Raw genomic sequence first — 4,822 nt, forward strand, 5'->3', positions numbered from 1 at the left:
GCGCGACGAGCCCCCACCGGCCCGCTCGTGCCGGCTGGCGGACGCTACCCGTGGCGCAACGGCGTCAGCTGCTCGATGTCGTACCGCGACCGCAGCTCCTCGATCGCCGCCACGTCCGGCGAACCCCCCGCGTCGAGGATCCGCAGAAGCTCATCGAAGTACCGTTCGTGATCCGGTGGCGGCGACGCCTGGAAGAACATCTTCGCCGGGCTGTCCGTCGGGTTCGCGAAGGCGTGCGGACACCCGGGCGGCACGACGATCACCGTCCCCGGCGTCGCCCGCACCACCCGGTTGCCCGAACCCGACTCCCAGCGCTGCCAGTTGTCCCGCGTCCGGACCAGCGGCTCGAAGGCGAGCACGTCCAGCTCGCCTTCGAGGACGTAGAACAGCTCCTCGCTGCGCGCGTGGACGTGCGCGCCGACGTCGAAGCCGGGCGGTACGACCACCTCGAAGCTGGACGCCGCCCGGGAGTGCGTACCGGTCACCTTGAACGTCACGTGCTGGGCCGGTGTGCGTACCGTACGGCCGTGCCCCGGTGGCACCAGCAGACCCTCGGGCGGCGTGAGCGCGGTCACCAGGTGACGGGCAGGGCCTCGGGCCCGCGGATCAGCGCGCCGCGCCGCCACGGCACCTCGTCCGCCGAGACGGACAGCCGCAGCGTCGGAATCCGGTCGAGGAGCGTGTTCACCATCAGCTCCGACTCCAGCCGGGCGAGCATGCCGCCCACGCAGTAGTGCGGACCGTGCCCGAACGCCACATGCGGGTTGGCGGCGCGGTCGAAGTCGATCCGGTCGGGGTCGGGGAAGACGTCCGGGTCCCGGTTGGCGGCCAGGTAGGACACGTAGATCGGGTCGTCCTTCCTGATCCGTACGCCGTGCAGGACGACGTCCTCCGTGGCGATCCGGGAGAGCCCGACGGCGTTGCGGTGCGGGATGTACCGCAGCAGTTCGTCGAGGGCCTGCGGGCGCAGCGCCGGCTCGTCGCGCAGCCGGTCGAACAGCGCCGGCCTGGTCATGAGGATGTACAGCATCTGCCCGGTGTTGTTGGTGACGGCCTCGCCGCCGATCTGGATCGGACCCGCGAGCGCCACCGCCTCCTCCTCGGTGATGTCGCCCCGGCCGACCGCCGCGCCGAGCAGCGAGGTGACGTCCTCACCGGTGGCGCCGCGGCGCTCGGCGATCAGCTTGGCGAAGTACACCTCCATGTCCCGCTTGGCCCGTTCACTGGCCTCGGCACCCTGGCTGGAGGAGAGGATCGACTGCGTCCAGGTGTGCAGGGTGTGCCGGTCCTCGGCCGGGACCCCCATCAGCTCGCAGATGACGGTGATCGGGAACGGCGACAGCACCCGGTCGATGAGATCGGCCGGGGGACCGTCCCGGAGCATGTCGTCGACCATGGTGTCGAGGGTCTGCTGGGCGTTCGCCCGCAGGCGCTCGACACCCCGTGACGTGAAGGCCGCGTTCACCGCCCTGCGCAGCCGGGCGTGGTCGGGCTTGTCGACGAAGCTCATCGCGCCCGGCGCCGGGATGAAGTGCGGAGCCAGCCGGGTGACCTGCCGGCCGAGCACCTTCGCCCGGCTGAACCGCGGGTCGTTCGTCACCAGCCGTACGTCGTCGTAGCGCGTGACCAGCCAGGCCCAGCCCTCGCCGTTGGGCAGCTGGATGCGGTTGATGGGGCCCTCGCGCATCAGCTCGGACAGGACGGGGTCGAAGTCGACCCCGGTCAGGTCCAGGGCGGGCCAGTGCCGTACCGGGGGCGCTGCCGCGGTCTCTTGGTTCAGGGTCAGGTCAGAGGTCATGTCACGCCGTCATTTCGCTCGTACGGTGCCAGCGGCCCAGCGCCATCTCGGCCGTGATCCCCGGCCCGAAGCCGGCGAGCAGTCCGCGCGCCTTGTGATGGGAGCCCCCCTCGTCGAACAGCCTGCGCAGTGCGTCCAGGACGACGGCGCTGGCGATGTTCCCGTACTCGGTGAGCGTCGCCCGGCTGAACCGGAAGGCCTCCGGTGCCACTTGGAGGAACTTGCTGAGGTCGTCGAGGATCCGCGGACCCCCGGCGTGGATGATGTAGAAGTCCAGGTCGGAGGCGTCCCAGCCGTGCAGCCCCGCCAGGTTGTGCAGGGCGGGGGCGAGCGGCTCCATGGTGGCCGGCACCCGCTTGTCCAGCAGGAAGTGGAAGCCGGTGGCCCGCACGTCGTACATGATCCAGTCCTCGGTCTTGGGGATCAGGTACGAGCCGTTGCGCTCCAGCGCGATGCCCTCGCCGCCCTGTCCGCGGACCACCGCGGCGGCGATCCCGTCGCCGAACAGACCGTTGCACAGCAGCGAGCCGACACCGAGGTCGGTCGGCTGGTAGCACAGCGAGCAGAACTCGCAGGCCACGATGAGCGCGTTGGACTCGGGGTACGCCGTGCAGAAGTCGTGCGCCCGGTTGATCGCGGCGCCCCCGGCGGCGCAGCCGAGCTGCGCTATGGGTATCTGGCGGGTGTCGCTGCTGAACCCCATGGCGTTGATCAGCCAGGCCGTCATCGACGGCATCATGAAGCCCGTGCACGAGACGTAGATGATCACGTCGATGTCGGTGGCCAGGACCTCCGCGTCGTCGAGCGCGCGCTGGACGACGGCCGGCACACGGGCCTTCGCCTCGGCCGTGTACACCTTGTTGCGTTCCTCGAAGCCGGGGTGCTTCAGGGTCTCCTCGATGGGCTGCACGATGTGCCGGGTGCGTACACCGGTGTTCTCGATCAGCCGCAGCGCGAGCGGCAGTTGGGGGTGATCGGGGTGGCGGGAGCGCGCCAGCTCAAGCGTCTCCTCCATCGTGATCACGTATTCCGGAACAGAGACCGCGGGTCTGCACAAAGTCGCCATGTGCCTGCGCCTTCTCTCGCCCGCCGGGAACTCCCTCTCCCGGACGGAAGGGTGGTCCCACCACGATCACCCGAGAAGTCCCGTTTATCGCGCCGGACTACTCCAGACCGGGGACAAGCCCTCCCTGGGCCCCGTAAGGGGCGCGGGGAACTGCGCGCCCAGCCCCCACGCACCCGCAGTGCACAGACGACCTCGAACACGCCCCCTCAGCCGGAGGCGCCCCCACTGCTGTGCGCAATGCACGCCACATCGATCCGATCAGCAAGCTTCGCCAGCTCGATGGTCAGCGCGGCAACCGTGTCCTCGTCGAGCCCGTCCTCCCCGGCCTCGACGAGATGCAGCCACCGCCCACCCATCGTGCGCAGCAGCTTGCTCACATCGGCGGCAGCCACCTGCAGGGTCCCGCGGTCGTCGACGATCAGAGGCAGGGTCACTTCGCGGTTCACACGGGGGATCGTAGCCGCGGAAGGCTCACGCTCCGTGCCATACGGTGGTGATGTTGCAGAACTCTCGGATTCCGTGGCCCGACAGCTCACGTCCGTAGCCGGACCGCTTGACCCCGCCGAACGGGAACGCCGGATGGGACGCGGTCATCCCGTTGAAGAAGACCCCGCCGGCCTCCAGATCCCGCACGAAACGGTCGGTCTCGGCGTCGTCGCGGGTCCAGACGTTGGAACTCAGCCCGAACGGCGTGTCGTTGGCGATGGTGATCGCCTCGTCGAGGTCGGCGGCGCGGTAGAGCGTGGCGACCGGGCCGAACGCCTCCTCGTGGTGGATACGCATCTCGGGCGTGATGTCGGCGAGGACGGTCGGCGTGTAGTACCAGCCGTCCCCGTCGGGCCGCTCACCGCCGCACAGCACGGTCGCGCCGCCCTCGACGGCGTCGTCGACGAGTTCCGTCAGGTCGTCACGGCCCTGCTCGGTGGCGATCGGGCCGACGTCCGAGGCCTCGTCCAGCGGGTCGCCGACCGTGAGGGCCTTCATGGCCTCGGTGAAGCGTTCGGCGAAGGCGTCGAAGACGTCCGTGTGGACGATGAACCGCTTGGCGGCGATGCAGGACTGGCCGTTGTTCTGCACCCGGGCCGTCACCGCCGTCTTCGCCGCCTTGTCGATGTCCGCCGACGGCATCACCACGTACGGGTCGCTGCCGCCCAGTTCCAGGACGGTCTTCTTGACCTCGTCCCCGGCGACGGAGGCGACCGCGCGGCCCGCCGGTTCGCTGCCGGTCAGCGTGGCCGCCTTGATCCGCGGGTCGCGCAGGATGTCCTCGATGGCGCCCGAACCGACGAGCAGCGTCTGGAAACAGCCCTCCGCGAAGCCCGCCCGGCGGAACAGGTCCTCCAGGTAGAGGGCGGTCTGCGGGACGTTCGAGGCGTGCTTGAGCAGCCCGACGTTGCCCGCCATCAGCGCGGGCGCGGCGAAGCGGATCACCTGCCAGAGCGGGAAGTTCCACGGCATGACGGCGAGGACCGGGCCCAGCGGGCGGTAGCGCACGAGGACGCGAGAGGCGCCGGAGTCCTCCGCGTCGTTCTTCGCGCCCTCCTCGTCGGCGAGGAGTTCCTCGGCGTGGTCGGCGTACCAGCGCATCGCCTTCGCGCACTTCGCCGCTTCGGCGCGGGCCTGCTTGACCGGCTTGCCCATCTCGGTGGTCATCGTCCGGCCGATGTCCGGTGCGTCGGCCTCCAGGAGGTCCGCCGCGCGGCGCATCAGCCGGGCGCGCTCCTCGAACGAGGTGGTGCGGTGCGTTTTGAACGCGGCTTCCGCGGTCGCCAGGCGGTGTTCGATCTCGCCCTCGCCGAGGGCGTCGTAGGTTTTGAGGGTTTCGCCTGTTGCCGGGTTCACGGTTGCGATGGGCATCGTGCTGGCCTCCTGAAGTCGTATGTCGGGTGCGGGCCCCTTGTGGCTGGTCGCGCAGTTCCCCGCGCCCCTGTCGGGGCGCGTGCCCCTCTCGTCAGCGC

At 70.1% G+C, this 4,822-nt stretch carries 5 protein-coding genes; all 5 read right to left on the reverse strand.

Annotation, left to right across the window (positions count from 1 at the left end):
- Positions 1-44: 44 nt before the first annotated feature.
- Positions 45-575, reverse strand: coding sequence for a cupin domain-containing protein (locus tag ACFWGJ_RS41975; protein ID WP_387334218.1), 531 nt, complete (start codon positions 573-575; stop codon positions 45-47).
- Positions 572-1,798, reverse strand: a complete 1,227-nt coding sequence (locus tag ACFWGJ_RS41980; RefSeq protein ID WP_387334220.1) for a cytochrome P450 — start codon at positions 1,796-1,798, stop codon at positions 572-574. Before ACFWGJ_RS41980 ends, ACFWGJ_RS41975 begins: the two co-directional genes overlap by 4 nt.
- A 1-nt stretch (position 1,799) precedes the next feature.
- Positions 1,800-2,864, reverse strand: a complete 1,065-nt coding sequence (locus ACFWGJ_RS41985; protein ID WP_387334221.1) for a type III polyketide synthase — start codon at positions 2,862-2,864, stop codon at positions 1,800-1,802.
- A gap of 206 nt (positions 2,865-3,070) precedes the next feature.
- Entirely contained in the window at positions 3,071-3,310 is a 240-nt protein-coding gene (locus ACFWGJ_RS41990; protein ID WP_107018811.1) for a DUF6213 family protein, read from the reverse strand.
- 25 nt (positions 3,311-3,335) lie between these two features.
- The gene (locus ACFWGJ_RS41995; RefSeq protein WP_387334222.1) at positions 3,336-4,721 is read right to left on the reverse strand and encodes an NADP-dependent succinic semialdehyde dehydrogenase; all 1,386 of its coding nucleotides are present in this window, start codon (positions 4,719-4,721) and stop codon (positions 3,336-3,338) included.
- Between the last annotated feature and the right edge of the window lie 101 nt (positions 4,722-4,822).

Origin of the sequence: Streptomyces sp. NPDC060205, assembly GCF_042728395.1 — a bacterium.
Classification (GTDB): domain Bacteria; phylum Actinomycetota; class Actinomycetes; order Streptomycetales; family Streptomycetaceae; genus Streptomyces.